Source organism: Pseudoalteromonas sp. 2CM28B (assembly GCF_023161935.1).
The window spans coordinates 99,886-120,263 of sequence record NZ_JALNTH010000001.1 but is presented as its reverse complement, the minus strand read 5'-3'; the positions used below and the strand labels follow the sequence as shown (position 1 = coordinate 120,263).

Annotated in this window: 16 protein-coding genes; 12 read left to right on the top strand and 4 right to left on the bottom strand. The window is 42.0% G+C overall.

Annotated elements, in window-relative coordinates:
- Positions 1 to 36: 36 nt before the first annotated feature.
- The 4 genes from rpoH to ftsY all read right to left on the bottom strand — a co-directional run bounded on the left by rpoH (position 37) and on the right by ftsY (position 5,078).
- A complete protein-coding gene (gene rpoH, locus MTN96_RS00540; RefSeq protein ID WP_004588621.1) occupies positions 37 to 900 on the bottom strand; it encodes an RNA polymerase sigma factor RpoH in 864 nt (287 codons plus the stop codon).
- 260 nt (positions 901 to 1,160) lie between these two features.
- Positions 1,161 to 2,147, bottom strand: coding sequence for a permease-like cell division protein FtsX (ftsX, locus tag MTN96_RS00535; protein WP_004588622.1), 987 nt, complete (start codon positions 2,145 to 2,147; stop codon positions 1,161 to 1,163).
- Positions 2,144 to 2,821, bottom strand: a complete 678-nt coding sequence (gene ftsE, locus MTN96_RS00530) for a cell division ATP-binding protein FtsE (protein ID WP_004588623.1) — start codon at positions 2,819 to 2,821, stop codon at positions 2,144 to 2,146. The genes ftsX and ftsE overlap by 4 nt, the downstream gene beginning before the upstream one ends.
- A gap of 232 nt (positions 2,822 to 3,053) precedes the next feature.
- Complete coding sequence (gene ftsY, locus MTN96_RS00525; RefSeq protein ID WP_248530491.1) at positions 3,054 to 5,078, bottom strand: signal recognition particle-docking protein FtsY; 2,025 nt, start codon at positions 5,076 to 5,078, stop codon at positions 3,054 to 3,056.
- A gap of 207 nt (positions 5,079 to 5,285) precedes the next feature.
- On the opposite strand from ftsY, the gene rsmD reads away from it, so the two are divergent.
- The 12 genes from rsmD (at position 5,286) to MTN96_RS00465 (ending at position 20,362) form a co-directional block, all read left to right on the top strand.
- Positions 5,286 to 5,891, top strand: a complete 606-nt coding sequence (gene rsmD / locus MTN96_RS00520) for a 16S rRNA (guanine(966)-N(2))-methyltransferase RsmD (protein ID WP_248530490.1) — start codon at positions 5,286 to 5,288, stop codon at positions 5,889 to 5,891.
- Between the two features lie 145 nt (positions 5,892 to 6,036).
- On the top strand, positions 6,037 to 6,252 hold the full coding sequence (gene rpsU, locus MTN96_RS00515; RefSeq protein ID WP_002957797.1) for a 30S ribosomal protein S21: 216 nt from the start codon (positions 6,037 to 6,039) through the stop codon (positions 6,250 to 6,252).
- 20 nt (positions 6,253 to 6,272) lie between these two features.
- Positions 6,273 to 6,719, top strand: coding sequence for a GatB/YqeY domain-containing protein (locus MTN96_RS00510; RefSeq protein WP_004588626.1), 447 nt, complete (start codon positions 6,273 to 6,275; stop codon positions 6,717 to 6,719).
- A 360-nt stretch (positions 6,720 to 7,079) separates the two neighbouring features.
- Entirely contained in the window at positions 7,080 to 8,831 is a 1,752-nt protein-coding gene (gene dnaG / locus MTN96_RS00505; RefSeq protein ID WP_024031414.1) for a DNA primase, read from the top strand.
- A gap of 124 nt (positions 8,832 to 8,955) precedes the next feature.
- Positions 8,956 to 10,803: an RNA polymerase sigma factor RpoD gene (gene rpoD, locus MTN96_RS00500; RefSeq protein ID WP_054983281.1), complete on the top strand. Its 1,848-nt coding sequence runs from the start codon at positions 8,956 to 8,958 to the stop codon at positions 10,801 to 10,803.
- 67 nt (positions 10,804 to 10,870) lie between these two features.
- Entirely contained in the window at positions 10,871 to 11,752 is an 882-nt protein-coding gene (gene prmA / locus MTN96_RS00495; protein ID WP_248530489.1) for a 50S ribosomal protein L11 methyltransferase, read from the top strand.
- Between the two features lie 282 nt (positions 11,753 to 12,034).
- Entirely contained in the window at positions 12,035 to 13,006 is a 972-nt protein-coding gene (gene dusB, locus MTN96_RS00490) for a tRNA dihydrouridine synthase DusB (protein WP_004588630.1), read from the top strand.
- A gap of 19 nt (positions 13,007 to 13,025) precedes the next feature.
- Entirely contained in the window at positions 13,026 to 13,316 is a 291-nt protein-coding gene (gene fis / locus MTN96_RS00485; RefSeq protein ID WP_002957804.1) for a DNA-binding transcriptional regulator Fis, read from the top strand.
- A 325-nt stretch (positions 13,317 to 13,641) separates the two neighbouring features.
- Positions 13,642 to 15,228 carry a bifunctional phosphoribosylaminoimidazolecarboxamide formyltransferase/IMP cyclohydrolase gene (purH, locus tag MTN96_RS00480; protein ID WP_004588631.1) on the top strand — a complete coding sequence of 529 codons (1,587 nt, stop codon included), beginning with the start codon at positions 13,642 to 13,644 and terminating at the stop codon, positions 15,226 to 15,228.
- Between the two features lie 97 nt (positions 15,229 to 15,325).
- Complete coding sequence (locus MTN96_RS00475) at positions 15,326 to 16,147, top strand: class I SAM-dependent methyltransferase (RefSeq protein WP_024031417.1); 822 nt, start codon at positions 15,326 to 15,328, stop codon at positions 16,145 to 16,147.
- Positions 16,148 to 16,163: 16 nt separating this feature from the next.
- Complete coding sequence (purD, locus tag MTN96_RS00470) at positions 16,164 to 17,447, top strand: phosphoribosylamine--glycine ligase (RefSeq protein ID WP_138579962.1); 1,284 nt, start codon at positions 16,164 to 16,166, stop codon at positions 17,445 to 17,447.
- 374 nt (positions 17,448 to 17,821) lie between these two features.
- A complete protein-coding gene (locus MTN96_RS00465; protein WP_248530488.1) occupies positions 17,822 to 20,362 on the top strand; it encodes an EAL domain-containing protein in 2,541 nt (846 codons plus the stop codon).
- Positions 20,363 to 20,378 lie beyond the last annotated feature (16 nt).

The window sequence follows — 20,378 nt, the reverse complement described above, 5'->3', positions numbered from 1 at the left end:
ATGCAGGGCTTTTTAAGTTTTACATTTTTTGCGCTATTAGCTCATAGCACTTTGCAGCTTTTTCATCGCTGTTTTTTCTAGCTGGCGAACACGCTCAGCAGATACACTGTATTTTTCAGCAAGCTCTTGTAGTGTTGCTTTGTCATCAGACAACCAGCGTGCACTTACAATGTCTTGTGAGCGTTCGTCTAGCGTTTTAAGCGCGCTAAATAAACGAGTATGTGACTGCTCTTGCCATTGTTGCTGCTCAATATCGTCAGCTAAATCAGCTGAGCCGTCTGTTAAATATTGTACTGGTGAATATGTACTTGTTGGTGCGTCGTCGTTATCGTCGCCCGTTAAGTCAAAGCCCATGTCTTGGCCGCTCATGCGCGATTCCATTTCACGAACTTCTTTTTCACTCACACCTAGCTCATTAGCTACAGTGCTTACTTCAGCTTGGTTAAACCAACCTAAACGTTTTTTGTTTTTACGAAGATTAAAAAACAATTTACGTTGCGCTTTAGTGGTCGCAACTTTTACGATGCGCCAATTTTTAAGCACAAACTCATGAATTTCTGCTTTAATCCAATGAACAGCGAAAGACACTAAACGTACACCCACACTTGGGTCGAAACGCTTAACCGCTTTCATCAGGCCTATATTGCCCTCTTGGATTAAGTCGGCTTGCGGTAAACCATAACCCGAGTAGCTTTTAGCAATATGTGCTACAAAGCGTAAATGCGACATAATGAGTTGCTTTGCAGCACTAAGATCGCCTTCTTCTTGAAGTCGTGTTGCTAGCTCTTTCTCTTGCTCAGCTTTAAGCATAGGAATTGTGCTAACCGCTTGAAGGTAGCCGTCCATGCTTGCGCTTTGTTGCCCAACTGTAAGTGCCATTGCGTATAAATCTTTACTCATTTTTCACCTCGGTGATAAACATTTGAAACCATCTTAGCACTCTTTCTCTAAGAGTGCTAACCCCAATTTAAAACTTTTTTTAAGCGTAAATCAAGCGGTTTTTTAGTGTATGTTAAGTCTACTACATGCGACTGAATAAGTGATGAACTAAGGGATTGCAAGAGATTAGCGCAAGCGTAACAGCGCATTTACAACTAATCTCATTTGAGGATAATAATATACAAACATGACATTTTTGAGTCAGCCATTAGCAGCTGTACTCATACTTTATCAGGCTCAATTTCTTTAATATATCGGTTAACCGATAAGTAAGAACCAATAAAGCCTAAGCTGGTTGCTAGTAATACTAATGCGCCAAACTCATTAAGCGTTAAACCAATTAACGAAAAGCTTGTTTGATACACGCCTGCAACGCTGCTTACTGCGCTAGTTAACCACCACATCATTAAGGCAATACAAATAAATGCAAACAAGCCCCCTATAACACCATACCAAATGCCGGTCCACAAAAACGGAGCATGTATAAATGTATTGGTAGCACCTACTAACTTCATTACTTGTATTTCTTCTTTTTTATCCATAATCGATAAACGAATCGTATTACCAATAATAAGCGTGACAGAGGTAAGAAGTAATAAAGCAATTGTGATAACGCTTTCTTTTAATAAGTCTAATAATGCATTTAGGCGCTCAAGCCAAGCAATATCAAGCTTACCAAAATCTACTTCGCGCTCGTTCTCAAGCTTTGTAAGCAGCGCTTTAGCCGCATTAGGCTGGCGATGCCGCTTAGTAGGTGTCACTAATACAACATCGGGTAGCGGGTTGCTATCTAGGTATTCTAAAGCTTGCCCAAACCCCGACACATCTTTAAATTCAGTTAATGCTTGTTGCTTAGAAATAAATTCAACACTTTCTACCTCGGCGTAAAGTGCTAAACGCTTTACTAAGGTTTGTGTTTCTTGTTCGCTCATACTTTCTTTTACAAAAAGCGATATTTCACTGGCTTCTTCAAACCCGCTACTGACTTGCTGTACATTTTTTACGACTAAATAAAGCGTTGCAGGCAATGTTAAACTTAGCCCAAGTACAGCAATTGTCATTAATGATGCAAGTGGCGTACGCCACATTTCACCTAAACTGTGCACCCCTTGGCGAAAAATATTTATAATAAAAAAATAACCGCCAGCTATGGCTGATTTTTTTTGTTTATCGTTTGAGTTTTGGCGTCCTTTAAATAACAAGCTCACAGCGTGCCCTCCGCAAGTGGGTCTTCAAGCATACGGCCATCTTTTAAAGTCAGGCTACGGTATTTTAAACGCGACACCAGACCAAGGTCGTGTGTTGCTATAAGTACTGTCGTACCGTGTTTATTAAAATCTTCAAATAGCCTTAATATTTCCATAGAGAGCTCGGGGTCAAGGTTACCCGTTGGTTCATCAGCTAATAAAATAGGCGGAGAATTTACAATCGCTCTGGCAATACCTACGCGTTGCTGCTCACCACCAGAGAGTGTAGAAGGATGGCATTTAACTTTATCTAACAGCCCGACTTTATCTAGCGCACCATGAACTCGTTTAGCGATTTGTTTATGATGAGTGCCTTCAATAATCAACGGCAGTGCAACGTTATCAAACACAGTGTAGCGCTCTAACAAACGATGATTTTGAAAAATAATACCAATATCGCGGCGCGCATAAGGAATTTGCCGAGAATTAACTTTATTTAAATCAACACCATTAATTAGCACGTTGCCTGCAGAGGGGCGCTCCATTAAGCTAATGAGCTTTAATAAGGTACTTTTACCCGCACCACTGTGGCCTGTTAAAAAAGCCAGTTCGCCAGGCTTAATATGAAATGTAACTTTTTCGAGAGCGCGATGCCCACCCGGATAGGTTTTACTTACTTGCTGAAAATTTATCATTTTTTATTATGCCAGTCCCAAATTAGTAAAATGGAATTCCTTAGCTAGGGCCTGTTGACCTTTCAGGATTGAAATTTGCTCTGCCTAGAGACTATTTAATCGCGGCGCAAGGTTTATAGCCAAGAAGGCTAAGTAAAACCGAGCAATAAAAAGTAAATAGCCCAAAGGGCAGCGCATGTTTAATCTCAAAAGATAAACAGACCAAAAAAGGGAGCAAGCTCCCTTTTATGTATTAAGCGTCATCCTCATCTTGGCTAAATAAAGCGTCAATAAAGTCATCGCTTTTAAATGCGCGTAAATCATCAATACCTTCGCCAACACCAATGTAACGAATAGGAATATTAAACTTATCTGCAACCGCAAATATAACCCCACCTTTAGCAGTACCATCAAGTTTTGAAAGGGTAATACCGGTTAACCCAACGCATTGATTAAATAAGTTTACTTGGCTAATTGCATTTTGACCTGTACCCGCATCAATGGTTAGCATAACTTCATGCGGTGCATCAGGGTCAATTTTCTTCATTACGCGGGCTATTTTTTCAAGCTCTTGCATTAAGTTATCTTTATTTTGCAAGCGCCCTGCTGTATCAGCAATTAATACATCTACATTACGCGCTTTAGCGGCTTGAAATGCATCAAACACCACCGAGGCACTATCTGCACCAGTGTGCTGGGCAATAACAGGAATGCTGTTACGCTCTCCCCACACTTGCAGCTGCTCTACGGCTGCTGCACGAAAGGTATCACCTGCGGCCAACATAACCGACTTACCTTCATTTTGAAATTGCTTAGCTAACTTACCAATGGTTGTCGTTTTACCTACGCCGTTTACACCGACCATTAATATAACAAATGGTTTTTTATCAGCACGTATCTCAAGCGGTTGCTCAGCTGTTTTAAGCATTGCGGCCATTTCTTGCTTCATTAAGTCATAGAGCGCATCGCCATCTTTAAGCTGCTTGCGATCAGCTGCATCAGTAAGGCTATCAATCAGCTTCATGGTGGTATCAACACCTAAATCGGCGGTAAGAAGCTGTGTTTCTAAATCTTCAAATAAATCATCGTCTATTTTTTTACCACTAAAAATAGATGCAAAGCCAGAGCCTATATTTACACGGGTTTTTAATAACCCTTTTTTAAGACGTGAAAAAAAGCCTTCTTTTTTAGGCTTTTCGGCAAGTTTAGCTTCTTCTTTTGCAAGCTCTGCCGTAATGCGCTCTTGCTCTAAACGATCAGCTTCGGCCTCTGCTGCAATGCGTTCTTGCTCTGCACGTTCAGCTTCTGCCTGTTCTTGTGCAATACGCTCTTGTTCTAAGCGTTCAGCTTCTGCTTGCTCTGCGGCAATTCGCTGTTGCTCTAAACGCTCAGCTTCTGCTTGTTCTGCTGCAATACGCTGCTGCTCTAAACGCTCGGCCTCTGCTTGTTCTGCTGCAATACGTTCTTGCTCTAAACGTTCAGCTTCTGCTTGTTCCTGTGCAATTCGCTGTTGCTCTAAACGCTCAGCTTCCGCTTCTGCAGCAATACGCTCTTGCTCTGCACGTTCAACTTCTGCTTGCTCTGCGGCAATACGCTCTTGCTCTACACGTTCAGCTTCTGCTTGCTCTGCGGCAATACGCTCTTGCTCTACACGTTCAGCTTCTGCTTTTTCTGCTGCAATACGTTCTTGCTCTACACGTTCAACTTCTGCTTGTTCTGCTGCAATACGCTCTTGCTCTGCACGTTCAGCTTCTGCTTTTTCTGCTGCAACACGCTCTTGCTCTAAACGCATTTGCGCTTCTTGCTCTGCTAAACGAGCGGCTTGTGCTTGTTGTTGCGCCTGTGCTTCAGCTTGCTCTTTCGCAAGCAACTCTGCGTTGGCTTTTTCAATTGCTAATTTTTCATCTTGCTCAGCTTGCTCACGCTCTGTGTCTAAACGTTGTTGCTCAGCTCGCTGTGCAGCCATGCGCTCTTGCTCTAAACGCATTTGCGCTTCTTGCTCAGCTAAACGTGCAGCTTGTGCTTGTTGTTGCGCCTGTGCTTCGGCTTGCTCTTTTGCAAGCAACTCTGCATTAGCCTTTTCAATTGCTAAACGCTCTGCTTGTGCTTTTTCAGCAGCAATACGCGCTTGTTCTTCACGCTCTGCTTCGGCCTTTTCTGCCGCTAAGCGCTCAGCCTCTTGTTGCTGAGCTAATGCCTGTTGTTTATCAGCTTCTGCTTGTTTTTTATCTGACTTACCAAAACCGAGCCAAGACATGAATTTACTTTTTTTTGCCATACTTGCTAATAACCACTTATAAAAATCTGATAAACTAAAATTTGAAATAGCTTGGTGTGGCTCAGCAAAGCGTGCCGGCCAAACAACCGTTCAAAACGTAAGTGCTAAATAGTAACACTTTTAATGCGGTTGAAAAATGAAGCTAAACGTAAACTACGCACAATATTATCTGAGCTAGATCCCTTATACCATTTTTTAGTGACCTAAATGAGAAAAAAAACAACGAAAAATAAAGCAATTAGCAAATCTACTGACGGCTTTATTAGAGTAATCAGCGGGCAATTTCGTGGCCGTAAACTGCCGGTAAAAAATGTAGAAGGGCTACGCCCAACAACAGACCGCGTTAAAGAAACCGTGTTTAATTGGTTAATGCAAGATACGCGCGATGCAACAGTACTCGATTGCTTTGCAGGCTCTGGCGGGCTTGGCTTTGAAGCGCTTTCTCGGTTTGCTAAAAGCACCACGTTTATCGAACTAGATGCCTCGGCTGCTAAGCAAATTGAGCAAAATATTAGTACCTTAAAGCTTGAAAATGCACAGGTAAAACACACTAATTCACTCTCATATTTAGAGCAAAAGAATACAAATTCACCATTTAATTTAGTTTTTGTTGACCCACCATTTCGTAAAAACTTAGCGCAAAGTAGCTGTGATTTATTAGAAAATAACCAATGGCTTAGCGAAGACGCGCTCATTTATGTTGAGGTAGAAACCGAACTAAGCAGCTTTTCACAACCAGATAACTGGCTGTTAATTAAAGAAAAAAAAGCAGGGCAAGTATTCTGTAGGCTATACCAACGCCAGCCAAATTAACACTATTTAAGCCGCTGCATTTCTGTTAATATTATCCTTTACATGTGGTGTTGCTTCGGATTACAATACCGCACCATTTTTGAACCACTTGATCAATGTTTGATCAACTTGAGCAACGCTCATAATTTAGGTAGGTGAATTTTTAATGCCAGTAATTAAAGTAAGAGAGAACGAACCGTTTGACGTAGCACTTCGTCGCTTCAAGCGTTCATGTGAAAAAGCAGGTATCCTTTCAGAAGTTCGTCGTCGCGAGCACTATGAAAAGCCAACAGCTGAGCGTAAGCGTAAAAAAGCTGCAGCGGTTAAGCGTCACATGAAGAAGCTTTCTCGCGATAACGCACGTCGCGTTAAATTATACTAATAGTATTAGGTCTTGTATAAATGAGCCTTTTAATAACGCTAAAAGATGCGCAAAAAGATGCGATGAGAGCGAAAGACAAACAACGTCTTAACCCTATTCGCATGGTGCTTGCCGCAATCAAGCAACGTGAGATTGACGAGCAAATAACACTAGACGACGCAGGTATTACCTCCGTTATAGTGAAGCTTGTTAAACAACGTCGTGATTCTTACACTCAGTACAAAGATGCTGGGCGTGAAGATTTAGCCGAAATTGAAGCCAATGAGATCGCAGCACTAGAAACTTTTTTACCTCAACAATTGAGTGAAGAAGAAATAGTTGCCCTTATTGATGCGGCTATTGCTGATACTAATGCAGCAGGTATGCAAGACATGGGTAAAGTAATGGGCATAATCAAAAGCAAAGCCGAAGGACGTGCCGATATGGGCAAGCTTTCTGGTTTAATTAAGCAACGATTAACAGCCTAATACTCCCACATACACAAAGTATGATTAAAGCAAACCGAGCCTAGTGCTCGGTTTCTTCGTTTAAGTAGACAAACAAAAAGCTTTTAAGTAATGCTCGTGCATATAATTAAGTGATTTATTGTGTAGCTACAAAAGCACATCGAAGGCTAGGTAAAATGGGTTATTTAGGGCTATCACTTACTGCGCCTGCACTGCTCTACCTTCAATATCCTAGCTTTGTACGCTGTTAGCGCCAGGTTTAGCACCTAAGAATGATTAAATGGATATAATGTAGCTTTTTAGCTTACCAATACCCCTTTTATAAATGCGCGCATTGTGTTGAAATTACACCTCACCAATTGTTAGGACTACTTACAAAACATGGCTGGAAAGATCCCACGAAATTTTATTGACGATTTACTCGCCAGAACAGATATTGTAGAGCTAATAGACTCTAAAGTTGGTCTTAAAAAAGCAGGCAAAGACTACCAAGCTTGCTGCCCTTTCCATAACGAAAAATCTCCCTCGTTTACTGTTTCTCAAGATAAACAGTTTTACCACTGCTTTGGCTGTGGTGCTAATGGCAACGCTATTTCGTTTGTTATGGAATACGACAAGCTTGAATTTGTTGATGCCATAGAAGAGCTCGCAAGCCTTTTAAATTTAGACGTACCTCGCGAGAAAGGCAGTAGCTCAGCACCTGAGCGCACGGCAGCGCAAAAGCGCTCAGATTACGATTTAATGTTACACACAGCACGCTTTTACCAGCATCAATTAAAGCACCACAGTAACTCTGCTGCGGTGATTGACTATGTAAAAGGGCGTGGTTTAAGTGGCGAAACCGTTAAAAAGTTTATGATTGGTTATGCGCCGAGCGAATGGGAAGCGCTGTGCCAACAACTTGGCCGAACAAAAGAGCAAAAAGAACAGCTGGTCGAGCTTAAGCTCGCCTCAGAAAAAACACCAGGTAGGCAGTTTGATTTTTTCCGCGATCGGTTAATGTTCCCTATTCGTGATAAACGTGGCCGTGTTATCGCCTTTGGCGGGCGTGTAATGCAAGCCGACCAAGGGCCAAAATACCTCAACTCACCAGAGACCCGCATTTTTCATAAAGGTTTTGAGCTATATGGCCTTTATGAGGCAAAACAAGCACATAAAAAGCTTGAACATGTACTCATTGTAGAAGGTTACATGGATGTAGTTGCACTTGCAGAGCAAGGTATTGAATATGCCGTAGCTGCGCTTGGTACCGCAACCACAAGCGAGCATATGCATACGCTATTTAGAACCACCGACAAAGTTATTTGTTGTTACGATGGCGACAGAGCGGGCCGCGACGCTGCATGGCGAGCACTAGAAAATGCCCTGCCCTACTTAAACGATGGCAAAGCATTACACTTTGTATTTTTACCTGACGGCGAAGACCCCGATTCACTGGTTCAGCAAGAAGGTAAAACACAGTTTGAGCAACGTTTAAGCCAAGCAGATGATTTTACCAAAGTGTTATTTAATAAGCTTAGCCAAGAAGTAGACCTAACACTCGACTCAGGCAAAGCTAAGCTATTAAGTGCCGCTTTGCCGTTAATTGAAAAAATTCCGAGTGAATTTTACCAAGAAAATATTTTAGAGCAGTTAGGGCGATTAATTGGCCGTACGCGTGAGCAGCTAAATAGCCGCTTAAAAACACCAAAGCAACAACACGCTGTTGAGCGAAAATTTAAAATTACCCCAATGCGCCAAGCTATTGGTATTTTAATTCAGCACCCACAGTTAGCTAAAAGTGTGCCCCATTTGCCAGAATTGGCGCAAATGAACATAGCGGGTATTGGTTTGCTACTGCGCTTACAAGAGCGCGCACTGCAAAAAGACAATGCGAACACAGCAGTTTTACTCGAATCATTTAGAGATTCCGAGGATTACGAACCGCTAGTAAAGCTTGCCACATGGCAGCACCAAATTAGTGATGAGCGTTTAGAGACTGTTTTTCAAAATACTTTTAAATTTATTGAAGATCAGTGTTTAAATTATCGACTAGAGACCCTATTAATAAAGGACAAGACACAGGGCTTATCAAGTGATGAAAAACTAGAATGTCATTTACTTATGACAGCGCTAAAAGCGAGTAACAGCTAGTCAGACTTGATTTAAACTGTTATACTGTGCTATTCACTGCGTCACATTATTAAAGTTAGTTAAAAGGCTAACTCTATGATGACGCCTGTTGTATCAACTTATCAGAGTGGAAGAAACAATCTCTATGGATCCAACTCCTCAGTCACAATTAAAACTTCTGATTCAAAAAGGTAAAGAGCAAGGCTACTTAACTTTTGCTGAAGTAAATGATCACCTTCCACAAGACATAATCGACTCAGATCAAGTAGAAGATATCATTAGCATGATTAATGACATGGGTATCAAGGTTAGCGAAAACGCGCCTGATGCTGATGAATTAATGATGCAAGAAACCACGACAGACGAAGACGCAGCAGAAGCTGCTGCTGCAGCCCTTGCAACTGTAGAAAAAGAAATTGGCCGTACAACTGACCCAGTGCGCATGTATATGCGTGAAATGGGTACTGTTGAACTTCTTACACGTGAAGGCGAAATTGTAATCGCTAAGCGTATTGAAGAAGGTATCAACCAGGTACAAATTTCTGTTGCCGAATACCCTGAAGCGATTACTTATCTACTTGAACAGTGGGATAAGTTTGAAGCTGAAGAAATGCGCTTAAGCGACATTATTTCAGGCTTTTTCGACCCTAACGAAGACGAAGCGCAAATCTCAGCAACTCACATCGGCTCTGAATTAAGTGAAGAACAACTTGATGAAGACGATGATGAAGATGACAAAGACAGCGATGACGATGAAGACGAAGAAGAAGTTGATACAGGCCCAGATCCAGAAGAAGCCCGTATTCACTTTGAAAACTTACGTGATTTATACGTTAAAGCTCGCGCTACCTTTGATGAAAAAGGGCGTTCGCACCCAGATTCTCAAGCCGCTATTTTTGAAATTGGCGAGCTTTTCAGAACTTTTAAATTAGTACCAAAACAGTTTGATCGCATGGTTAACAACATGCGTGAAATGATGGATAGAGTGCGTATTCAAGAACGCCTTATCATGAAACAAGCGGTACAAATTGCTAAGCTACCTAAGAAAACGTTTATTAAGCACTTTGCTAATAACGAAACTGACTCAGCGTGGCTAGACCTAGAAATAAATGCTAACGAAAAACATTCAGCTAAACTTGAAGAAGTGAAGCCTGAAATTATTCGTTGCATCCAAAAGCTATGTGTAATTGAAGAAAGCACAGGCTTAAGCATTGAGCGTATTAAAGACATTAACCGTCGTATGAGCATTGGTGAAGCAAAAGCGCGCCGTGCGAAAAAAGAAATGGTTGAAGCTAACTTACGTCTTGTAATCTCAATTGCTAAAAAATACACAAACCGTGGTTTACAGTTCTTAGATTTAATCCAAGAAGGTAACATTGGCTTGATGAAAGCGGTAGATAAGTTTGAATACCGCCGTGGTTATAAGTTCTCGACTTATGCTACGTGGTGGATTCGCCAAGCGATTACCCGCTCAATTGCTGACCAAGCAAGAACAATCCGTATTCCAGTACATATGATAGAAACGATTAATAAACTTAACCGTATCTCTCGTCAAATGTTACAAGAAATGGGTCGTGAGCCAAATCCTGAAGAATTAGCAGAACGCATGATGATGCCTGAGGATAAAATCCGTAAGGTACTTAAAATTGCCAAAGAGCCAATTTCGATGGAAACACCAATCGGTGATGATGAAGATTCGCACTTAGGTGACTTTATCGAAGATACCACTATTGATTCGCCAATCGACTCGGCAACAATGGAATCTCTTCGTGGCGCAACAAACGACGTGCTAGCAGGCCTTACAGCCCGTGAAGCTAAAGTACTTCGTATGCGCTTTGGTATTGATATGAATACCGACCACACCTTAGAAGAAGTAGGTAAACAGTTTGACGTAACACGTGAGCGTATTCGTCAAATAGAAGCGAAAGCACTGCGTAAATTACGCCACCCTTCTCGCTCTGATTTACTAAAAAGCTTTTTAGACGCTAAATAATTTAGCGCTTCATATAAACTAAAAAGGCCGCTGTAGCGGCCTTTTTTCTATTTAAAGGAAACCAACCATGGCTTGGATCCAAATCCGTATCAATGCCAATGCTGCTACCGCAGATGCAGTGAGTGACTTATTAATGGAAGCAGGCAGCGCCTCTGTTACTTTTATTGACGCTAAAGACACGCCTATTTATGAGCCTAAAATTGGCACCGTTGAGTTTTGGGCCGATACCACTGTAATTGGTCTATTTGAAGCCAATCATGATATGAACGCGGTAATTGCTTTACTTAAGCGTCATGATGAAATTAAAGACACACTGGTATACAAAATTGAGCAACTAGAAGATAAAGACTGGGAACGTGAGTGGATGGATAACTTTCACCCAATCCAGTTCGGCGAAAAACTGTGGATATGCCCAAGCTGGCGCGACATTCCAGACCCAGATGCAGTCAATGTATTGCTCGACCCAGGCCTTGCGTTTGGTACGGGTACACATGCAACAACGGCACTGTGCCTTAAATGGCTAGAAAGCCAAGATTTAAGTGGTAAAACAGTGGTTGATTTTGGTTGTGGCTCGGGAATTTTAGGCATTGCAGCCATTAAACTTGGTGCAGAGCGCATGATTGGTATTGATATTGACCCGCAAGCACTAGAAGCAAGCTTAGATAACGCACAACGTAATGGCGTAGCCGATAAGCTTGAGGTATACCTACCAGAAAACCAACCTGAGTTTAGTGCTGATATTGTAGTAGCTAATATTTTAGCGCAGCCGCTGCGTGAGCTTCACAGTGTAATTTTGGGATTACTTAAACCGGGCGGCAAAATTGCTATGTCGGGTATATTAGAAGAGCAAGCCCAATCGGTTGCCGATATTTACGCACCGTTTATTGAGCTTGACGATATTGCACAAGAGGGTGATTGGACCCGTGTAAACGGTACAAAAAATAGCTAACCGCATACATTTATAAATTTAGAGTTTTAACTCAAAACTTGCATGTAAAGCCTGTATTTAACAGGCTTTACTATTTTTTTACAGTTAGAAAATTAGCTCGCATAATTTAACAAAATTATTTTTTGTTTAAATTTCAAACAAATCGACCCACTTGTCATGCGGTTATCAAAAGTCAATACGAAAAGGGCAAAAAAAAGTCACTTTTGTTCAATTTATAGCCTTTGATTTTTCCTAAAAAAACCGTAAACTTACCGCCCCTTGAAAAGAGGCCTATTGAATACAGTGCGTATCGGTTCATACCAACTTGAGAATAATGTAATAGTCGCGCCAATGGCAGGTATTACAGACAGACCATTTAGACAGCTTTGCCGCCGCTTAGGCGCAGGCTTGGCCGTGTCTGAAATGTTATCGTCAAACCCGAAGGTTTGGAAAACTGAAAAATCGATGAACCGTATGGATCACAGCGGTGAGTCGGGTATACGCGCGGTGCAAATTGCAGGAGCTGATCCTGAGCTTATGGCGCAGGCCGCACAATTCAATGTTGCTAACGGTGCACAGATCATAGATATCAATATGGGGTGCCCAGCAAAAAAAGTGAACAAGAAACTCGCAGGCTCTGCATTATTACAGTTTCCTGAACTTGTGGAAGAGATAGTTGATGCAGTGGTTAACGCTGTTGATATCCCTGTCACACTTAAAATCCGTACAGGATGGGATCAGGACAACCGTAATGGTGTAGAGATTGCGAGAATAGCTGAGCGTTATGGCATTGCGTCACTTGCCGTACATGGGCGTACACGCGCATGTATGTACAAAGGTGAAGCAGAATATGCCACGATTAGGGATATAAAACGCTCAGTGTCGATACCTGTGGTTGCTAATGGTGATATTACATCTCCAGAAAAAGCAAAGCAGGTTTTGGACTATACGGGTGCAGATGCCATCATGATTGGCCGAGCCGCCCAAGGTCGCCCTTGGATATTTAGGGAGATAGACCACTATTTGCGAACTGGAGAACACTTACCACCACCTGCTATTTCAGAGGTGCGAAGTATTTTAATGGAGCATTTAGATAACCTCCATGCGTTTTACGGCGAGCCAATGGGAGCGCGAATCGCTCGCAAACATGTATCTTGGTATTTGCAAACCCATGACAGTGACGGTCAGTTTAGGCGAGTATTTAATGCGCTCGACAACCCACAAGCACAGGTTGACGCATTAACGCAATACTTTAAAACACTAGCAGCTAACTAAGAAAGAAAGAGATTAAATAATGTTCGAACAAAACGTGACTTCTCCATTTATCACAAACCCTCATGTTCAGTCACACGAGAAACCGCAGCCATTGCGTGATGCAGTAAAAAAAGCTGTTCACCACTATTTAAAGCAGCTTAACGGTCAAGATGTGCAAGACGTTTACGACCTTGTTCTTTCAGAGCTAGAAGCGCCATTACTTGAAGAAGTAATGACATACACACGTGGTAACCAAACTCGTGCGGCAATTTTACTAGGTATCAACCGTGGTACTTTACGTAAAAAGCTTAAAAAATACGGCATGAACTAATACCAATTATATTGAAAGCGTAAGCATGCTAACGAGCTAAACAAGCCCATAACGGCGTTAAAAACTTCTTATGTAGAATAACTACACTGTAAAATTTTTGCCTTGTTATAGACTTGTTTTTCTATCGTTAGAACTGCTTACTAATCCAATACAATTGGTATCATGCAAAAAAAGCACCTTCGGGTGCTTTTTTTATGTGCACAATTTAGTAGAGATGTTGCAAAATGCTCACGCTTATTGGCGCTTTATAAGTCGTTTTTTGAGTAGTAATCAGTTAAAATGCCCGCTTCTAAGCTAGCTCATTAACTGAGGAAATTAAACTACAATGGATACTCATCGTCCTATTCGTCGCGCACTATTAAGTGTGTCTGATAAAACCGGTATTGTTGAATTTGCCCGCGCACTAGAAGCGCAAGGTGTAGATATTTTATCAACTGGCGGTACCTGCAAACTCCTTGCTGATAACGGCATAAAAGTGACTGAAGTATCAGATCACACAGGTCATCCTGAAATCATGGATGGTCGCGTAAAAACCCTTCATCCTAAAATTCACGGCGGTATTTTAGCGCGCCGCGGACAAGATGAAAGCGTAATGGCAGATAATAACATCTCTGCTATCGATATTGTTGTAGTTAACTTATACCCCTTTGCGAATACTGTCGCTCAAGAAAACTGCAGCCTTGAAGATGCTATTGAAAACATTGATATTGGCGGACCTACCATGGTTCGTGCAGCCGCTAAAAACCACAAAGACGTCACCATCGTGGTAAACGCAAACGATTACGAGCGCGTTATTAGCGAAATGCAAAGCAACAATGGCTCAACAACGTACAAAACACGTTTTGATTTAGCCATTGCCGCGTATGAGCACACAGCTCAGTACGATGGCATGATTGCTAACTACTTTGGCAAAATGGTACCTGATTACACTGAAGAAGCCGCTGAAGAGACTAAATTCCCACGCACTATCAACATGCAGTTCACTAAAAAGCAAGATATGCGTTACGGTGAAAACTCGCATCAAGATGCTGCTTTTTATGTTGAAAACAACGTAAGCGAAGCGTCTGTTGCAACAGCTACTCAGCTACAAGGTAAAGCCCTTTCGTTTAATAACATTGCAGATACCGACGCCGCACTTGAGTGTGTTAAAGAATTTGATGTACCTGCATGTGTTATTGTTAAACACGCAAACCCATGTGGCGTTTCAATTGGCGAAGATATTCTTAGTGCTTACGACCGCGCCTTTAAAACAGATCCAACCTCAGCGTTTGGTGGCATTATTGCCTTTAACCGCGAGCTTGACGCCGCAACAGCGCAAGCCATTGTTGAGCGTCAATTTGTTGAAGTAATTATTGCCCCTAGCGTTTCAAGCGAAGCAGCAAAAATTGTTGAAGCTAAAAAGAACGTACGCTTATTAGCGTGTGGTCAATGGAGTGGCAAAGCAACTGGCCACGATATTAAACGCGTTAACGGCGGTGTTTTAGTACAAGACCGCGACCTAGGCATGGTTACCCAAGGCGATTTAAAAGTCGTATCTAAGCGCCAGCCTTCTGAGCAAGAACTTAAAGATTTACTATTTTGCTGGAAAGTGGCTAAGTTTGTTAAATCAAACGCGATTGTATATGCCCGCGACGGTATGACCATTGGCGTAGGCGCAGGCCAAATGAGCCGTGTTTACTCAGCTAAAATAGCGGGTATTAAAGCCGCTGATGAAAATCTAGAAGTACCTGGCTCTGTAATGGCATCAGATGCGTTTTTCCCATTCCGTGATGGTATAGACGCAGCCGCAGCCGCTGGAATTACCGCGGTTATTCAACCGGGTGGGTCAATGCGCGATGAAGAAGTTATCGCCGCCGCTGACGAAGCTGGCATGGCGATGGTATTTACCGGCATGCGCCACTTCCGCCACTAATCACACAAAGGGTTAAACACAACGTTTAGCCCTTTGTGTTTGCAATCAATTCACGTATTCTGGTTCAACACCTATTTAAAATGTTAAGGAACAAACGATGAAATTTGCACTAAAGTCACTACTTGTTGCCTCGCTTACGCTGACCTCAACAATGGCACTTAGCCATAACCATGAGTCAAGCCTTAGCCATGCTATTCAATCAAGCGAGCGTAGCGCTAAAAATAGCGCCCGCGATGAATACCGTCACCCTGAGCAAACACTGGCATTTTTTGGTTTTAAACCAACAATGACCGTGGTTGAAATTGCCCCCGGTGGTGGTTGGTACAGCGAAATTTTAGCCCCTGCACTTAAAGAGCAAGGCTTATATTACGCAGCGCATTTTCCGAGTGATTCATCGGTAGGTTACTACCAGCGCTCTTTAGCCGGCTTTAAGAAAAAAGTGGCCGAAGATGAGCGTTTTAGCAAAGTAAAAATTTCTGAGTTTGCCCCATTAACGCACACTGATATTGCCCCAGCCGGCACTGCCGATATGGTATTAACCTTTCGCAATGTACATAACTGGTACATGGGTAAAGACACTAAAGGCGCACTCAGTGCATTTAAGTCTTTTTATAAAGCGTTAAAACCAGGTGGCGTATTAGGTGTAGTTGAACATCGCTTAGATGAAAGCCGACCTGATGAGGATCAAAAATCAACCGGCTACATGAAGCAAAGTTACGTGGTCGATTTAGCTAAAAAAGCTGGATTTGAATTAGTTGCAAGCAGTGAGATTAACGCCAATCCAAAAGATACAGCCGATCACCCTAAAGGGGTGTGGACGCTACCACCTAGCTTACGCCTTGGCGAACAAGACGCTGATAAATACAAAGCTATTGGTGAAAGCGACCGTATGACGCTGAAATTTAAAAAACCGCTTTAAATAGGAATATTTCGCCATGAATGTATTAGTCATTGGCAGCGGCGGCCGTGAACACGCACTTGCGTTTAAGGCCGCTCAAAACACGAAAGTAAACACTGTATTTGTAGCACCGGGTAATGCCGGTACTGCACTTGAGCCCAAACTAGAAAACGTTGCAATTAACGTTGAAGACCTAGATGGCCTATTAAGCTTTGCACAACAAAACAATGTAGAACTTACTATTGTTGGCCCTGAAGTACCGCTTGTATTAGGCGTAGTAGATAAGTTCCGTGAACATGGTCTCGCTATTTTTGGTCCAACAGCCGGTGCAGCGCAGCTAGAAGGCTCTAAGTCGTTTACTAAAGACTTTTTAGCTCGCCATGCCATACCAACTGCTGATTACCAAACGTTTGAACAAATTGACCCAGCCCTTGCTTATTTAAAAGAAAAAGGCGCGCCAATTGTAATAAAAGCAGATGGCCTAGCAGCTGGTAAAGGCGTTATTGTGGCAATGGATGAACGCGAAGCTGAAGACGCTATTCGCGATATGCTTGCCGGTAATGCTTTTGGCGAGGCTGGCAGCCGCGTCGTGATCGAAGAGTTTTTAGAAGGCGAAGAAGCCTCTTTTATTGTTATGGTTGATGGTAAAAACATTTTGCCATTTGCAACAAGCCAAGATCATAAGCGTGCATATAATGGCGATGAAGGTCCAAATACTGGCGGCATGGGCGCATACTCACCGGCACCTGTAGTAACCGACGAGATCCACCAGCGCATTATGAACGAAGTCATCGTTCCTACCGTTGAGGGTATGGCAAGCGAAGGCCATCCTTACACTGGCTTTTTATACGCAGGCTTAATGATTGATGCTCAAGGCACGCCTAAAGTAATTGAGTACAACTGTCGTTTTGGTGACCCAGAAACGCAACCTATGATGCTTCGTCTTAAATCAGACTTAGTTGAACTAGTTGAAGCGGCAAACCGCGAAGAACTTGATAAAACAACCATTGAGTTTGACCCGCGCGCAGCCGTAGGTGTTGTACTTGCCGCTAAAGGCTACCCAGGTGATTACCCTAAAGGTGATGCAATATCAGGCCTTAAAGTTAACTACCCTGCTGATGAAAAAGTATTTCATGCGGGTACTAAGCAAGATGGCGAAAACGTTGTCACCGCAGGTGGACGTGTATTATGTGCAACGGCACTCGGCAATACCGTTACCGAGGCACAGCAACGTGCATACGATCTTGTAAAACAAATTAGCTGGGAAGGTATGGAGTACCGCACCGATATTGCTTACAGAGCGATTGCCCGAGAGCAGTAGCCTGTAACTAAATTATTGGTTTAACTTAGGGCCTGTTTATCTTTCGAGATTAAATTTGCAGCAGTGTGTTTGGTATTTAGGCAAGGCAGAGCCTATGTAGTGTGGTTATTCCCCATAAATAGGCGATAACGCAGTATAAATACCAAACACGCGCTGCACGAAGGTTCGTCCTAGGGACGATTAACTCTTTGTTGCTCGGTTTTTACTTAGCCCACTAGGTTACAAACCTCGCGCCACGATTAAATCGTCCCTAGTTAGAACAAATTTTAATCCTGAAGGATAAGCAGGCCCTAAAAATTTAACTAAAAAAGCGCAGTTTATATGCGCTTTTTTAGTGCTACACTAATTAAAAGATTTATTACAAGTATACAACATTGGAAACGAAAACTTTACGTTATCATGCCGCGGCCATAGCCATACTGATTTTCATATTTTATATTATTAGCACACTCGCTTCTAACCTGGTTGTGCCGACTCGCTATACCATCGATAAAACCACGCCTGTATATTTAGACTTTGCCTACTACATAGATGAAAGTAAATCTCACACACTCAACGATATTATTTTAAATCCCGAGCTAATCACCCACCAGCCGTTAACCGATATTCAGTGGAGCTTTAAGCAGCAAAACTATTGGCTATTTATAGACCTTGAAAATAAAAGTTTAGATGCTCAAGACATTGTTGCCCATTTTGATAACCCGATGGTTGATCACCTCAGCGTGTATCGGTTAAACAAAAGAAATCAGCTTATAGAAAGCTATAAATTAGGTGATAAAGTAAAGTCTCTTACGCTTTTTCAATATAGCGTACCGCATATACGTTTTGCACTTGAGAGTAAAACAACAGAGCGCTTAGCCATAAAAATAGATACGACGGGGATCAGCAAAACCCCGGTTAATTTGTATCGCCATAAAGAATTTGTTGATTTAGTTCGCTCGCAAACCGGCATTTGGGGCATATTTGCCGGCGTGTTATTAATGGCTGCTCTGTATAATTTAGTGCTTTATTTTGGGATTAAAGACCGCGTTTATTTAGTTTATATAGGCTATATAATTAGTGCGCTGTGTTTAATGGGCATTGTAATGGGCTTTGGCTTTTACTTGTGGCCCCTAGAGTGGCAATTGTACTTACACGAAAAAGTGATTTTTTCAAACTACGCAATGGCCTTTTTTACGCTCGCCTTTTGCACCATGTTTTTGCGCTACCACAAGGACAAATGCTGGCGCTATAAAATGAGTAAAGCGCTACTTATTTTAATATCTTTATTATCAATCACCACTTTATTTATACCCGAGTACATTGCAGCACCCATCTTTTTTTGTGTATTAAGCTTGTTATATATTACGTGTGTTATTTTAATTTATAACAAACTACGCACGGGCTTTAGGTGGGCGAAGTTTTACGTTTTTTCGTGGGTTCCCCTCATTGTTGGCGCGGCAATACAGCCATTAGAATTAACGGGCTATTTGGATTATAGCTTTGCGATTCGTCACGCGTTTTTAGTGGCTATATTGTGTGAAGTTATTTTAATGGCTATGGCACTTGCCGATAGAGTGCGCTACCAGCGCGAGCGTGCGCTTTATCATGCTACACATACTCAGCAAACTAAATTACTTAACAGTGCCAAATTAAAACAAGCGTTTATGAGCTTACAAGCACAGGGGCGAAATACCACCTTGTGTTTAATTAAAATTCGCCATTTTAACTCGCTCAATACCATTATTACCCCATCACAGGGCTACACTTTAATAAAGCACGTGGCTAAACAAATAGAGTTAGAGCTTAGCCATGAGCGCGAATTTACCAACCTCGATACAGATTTTAATAACAGCCCCCGCTTAGCCGACTTAGGCAGCGGGGTATTTGCCTGCATATCTACTAAAAACCAAAACCAGGAGTCACTTGAAGGGGCCTTAATTAAAGTTATAAATAGCCTGCCCAAACAATACGAAATTCAAGGCTTAAACTTACAACTTACCTATAACATAGGGATTAGTAGCGCAGCCCACAGTGACGACTTTGAATACTGGACGAAACGGGGTTACTTGGCACTTAAAAAAGCTAAAAGTAATAACGATTTAGTAGTAAGCGCTTCTAACGGCAGTAATATATTAATGGATGTGGCATTGGCCGCTAAATTACAAAAAGCAATTAAAGACAACCAACTAGCGTTGTATTATCAGCCTCAAATAGGGCTGAACTTTAATCAAGTATGTGGCGCCGAAGCGCTGCTACGTTGGCCCGACCCGGCTTTTAAAGGCGTATCGATAGAAGAGCTGATCACCCTTGCTGAACACACAGGTATTATTAACGAGCTTACCTTATGGGTTATTGAGCAAGCCTGTAAAGATATCGTCAAACTAACCGAGCAGGGCTATAACGATCACCCAATTAGCGTAAATTTAAGTGCTAAAAATCTGTCGATTAAAAACCTAGCCGAAAAAGTCGAAAACGTCCTTATAAAATACCAAGTTCCGGCGCAGCTTCTTAAGTTTGAATTAACGGAGTCAGCATTAGTTGAAAGCCACGAAGCGCTTATTTCGTTGGTTAATGAGCTTTCTGATTTAGGGGTGCGCGTGGTCCTTGATGACTTTGGCACTGGCTATTCATCGCTAAGTTATTTGGTTAATTACCGCTTTACGGAGCTTAAAGTAGATAAATCGTTTGTATTTGACTTAACGAATAACACCGCCAATAAAGTGATTGTGCAAACCGCTATAGATATGGCACATAACCTAGGGCTATCTATAACCATGGAAGGCATAGAGACCCAAGATGTGCACCACTTATTAAAAGAAATGGGCGCCGACAGAGCGCAAGGTTACCTATACGCTAAACCACTTCCCTTAGATGACTATTTGTATTTCTTAAAAAGCCAATACAGTTTAAAGATGTTAAACTCCACGTTTTAATATCAACATCTTTAGG